At 65.3% G+C, this 2156-nt stretch carries 3 protein-coding genes and 1 pseudogene; 3 read left to right on the top strand and 1 reads right to left on the bottom strand.

Translation table 11 applies throughout. The annotated features are described in order from the left end of the window. The 3 genes from VGD20_RS16320 to VGD20_RS16310 form a co-directional block, all read left to right on the top strand. Positions 1 to 517, top strand: a 517-nt coding sequence (locus tag VGD20_RS16320; protein WP_331135453.1) for a hypothetical protein, incomplete at its 5' end; no start/stop codon positions are given. 1 nt (position 518) lies between these two features. Continuing rightward, entirely contained in the window at positions 519 to 1388 is an 870-nt protein-coding gene (locus tag VGD20_RS16315; protein WP_331135452.1) for a hypothetical protein, read from the top strand. 18 nt (positions 1389 to 1406) lie between these two features. Then, complete coding sequence (locus VGD20_RS16310; RefSeq protein ID WP_331135451.1) at positions 1407 to 1901, top strand: DUF1772 domain-containing protein; 495 nt, start codon at positions 1407 to 1409, stop codon at positions 1899 to 1901. Here the strand turns inward: VGD20_RS16310 and VGD20_RS16305 are convergent. After that, positions 1898 to 2156: pseudogene (locus VGD20_RS16305) on the bottom strand (RNA polymerase sigma factor SigJ); the annotation flags it as partial. The gene VGD20_RS16310 and the pseudogene VGD20_RS16305 sit on opposite strands and share 4 nt — an antisense overlap.

Genomic DNA, 2156 nt, shown 5'->3' with positions numbered 1-2156 from the left:
CAATGCCGTGCCATCGCCGCTCCCGCTTTTGCACGACGAGGTGCCGATACCGAACAGCCGCGATTTCGACTTCCTCGCCGGCACGTGGAAGGTCCGGCACCGCAGGCTCAAGAAGCGGCTGGCAGGAAGCCGCGACTGGATCGATTTCGACGGGAGTTTCGCCAACTGGCCCGTACTCGGCGGTCGCGGCAACGCCGGCGACAACGTCATGAACTTTCCCGGTGCGCCATTCCGCGGTGTCGGCGTCCGCACGCTCGATCCGGCGACGGGTGAATGGCTGAGCTGGTGGCTCGACGGTCGTAGCCCGTCGACGATCGCCCCGCCCGTGCGCGGGAATTTCGCGAACGGGGTCGGGACCTTCTTCGGCGATGACAGTTTCGAGGGTCGCCCGATCAGGACACGCGTCCTCTGGTCACGGATCACCGCAACTTCGGCACGCTGGGAGCAGGCATTCTCGGCCGACAGCGGCCAAAGCTGGGAGACGAACTGGATCAGCGATTTCGAGCGGGCGCTCTGACGTGGCGTTCGTCATTGCGATGGCGCTTCTCGCTGGCGCGCAAGCACCTCCGGAGCCCGTGATCGAGATCGTCGGCGAAGCCGAACTGTTCGCGCCCGGGATCGCGTCGACCGGCGATGCCGAAATCCGCCTGACGATCAGTCCCGATGGCAAAACCGCCTTGTGGTTCAGCCGCAACCGGCCCGGCGGTGCGGGCAGTTACGATATCTGGATGTCGCGCCGCGCCGGTTCGGATTGGGGTCCCGCAACGCCGGTGCCGTTCAATTCGCCGGGGCGTGATTTCGACCCCGCCTTCACGCGCGACGGGCGCTTCGTCTATTTCTGCTCCGACCGGCCCGGCGGGATGGGCAAAGACGATCTCTACAGGGTCGCGGTCGTGCCCGGCGGTTTCGGGGCCGTCGAAAATCTGGGAGCAGGGATCAACAGCGCCGACGATGAATATGCACCGATGCTCTCACCCGACGGAAAGCGGCTGCTCTTTTCCAGCGATCGGCCGGGCGGTGCGGGGCGGCACGACCTTTATACGGCCCGCGCAAGGAGGTCGGGTTTCACAGATGCAGCGCCGCTTGCAGGCACGATCAACACCACCGGCGACGAGTTCGACGCGAGTTTCCTGTCCGACAGCCGGACGATCGTCTTTGCGCGTGCACCGAGCATGCAGAACGACCGTATCGACCTGTTCGCGGCCACATTGCACGATGGTCGCTATGACGCGGGCGTGATATTGCCGCCGTCGGTGAACGATCCGGTTGGTGACAGCTATGGCCCGATGCTCGACTGGTCGGCGCCGGGCCGGCTGACCTTCTCGGCCCGGCGCGGGGGTGCGGGGTCGATGGACATGTATCGCATCGCCTATCGCCTGACCCGCTGAAGCCCAGGGAGGAACAATATGCCCGACAATCTTGTCACCGGATTGAGTTTTGCCACCGCATTCGGCGCCGCGCTGGTCGGCGGCGTATTTTTCGGCTTTTCGAATTTCATCATGGCAGGGCTGGGGCGCATCCCGGCCGAACAGGGCGTCGCCGCGATGAATTCGATCAACGTCACGGTGATCAATCCGGCTTTCATGACCGCGCTGTTCGGGACCGGCCTGCTCTGCCTGATCGTCGGCGCGCTGTCGCTGGGATCGCTCGGCACGCTCGACGGCAAGCTGGTCCTCGTCGCGGCACTGCTTTATGTCGTCGGCTGCGACGGGGTGACGATGGCGCTGAACGTGCCGCTTAACAACGCGCTCGCCGCGACGGCGCCGGGCACGCCCGAAGCCGCGGCGCTGTGGACGCGCTATCTCGGCGAATGGACGCTCTGGAACTCGGTTCGCACCGCGGCCTGCTTTGTATCGGCCATCCTGTTCGTTGCCGCGGGGGCGCTCCGCGTCGCAGCCTAGTGCATGTGCTTCAGCTTGTCGGGGTTGCGCATGACATAGATGGCGGTGACCTTGCCCTCCTCGATCTCGAGCGCGGTCGTCTGCAGTTCGCCGTCGGCCTCGCGGGTGACGAAGCCCGGCAGGCCGTTGATCATTCCGGTATGGACCAGCGTCGAGCCATATTTGCCGAAGAGCACGGCAAGGCTGCGATGCAGTTTCAGCACGATATCATATCCGAGCACCGGTCCCATCGCGGCGGGACGCTTGCCGCCGCCG

It is taken from the genome of Sphingopyxis sp., from assembly GCF_036402335.1.
In the GTDB taxonomy this organism is placed as follows: Bacteria; Pseudomonadota; Alphaproteobacteria; order Sphingomonadales; family Sphingomonadaceae; genus Sphingopyxis.
Note: the sequence above shows the minus strand (reverse complement) of the source record. Positions and strands in the feature narration are given on the sequence as shown.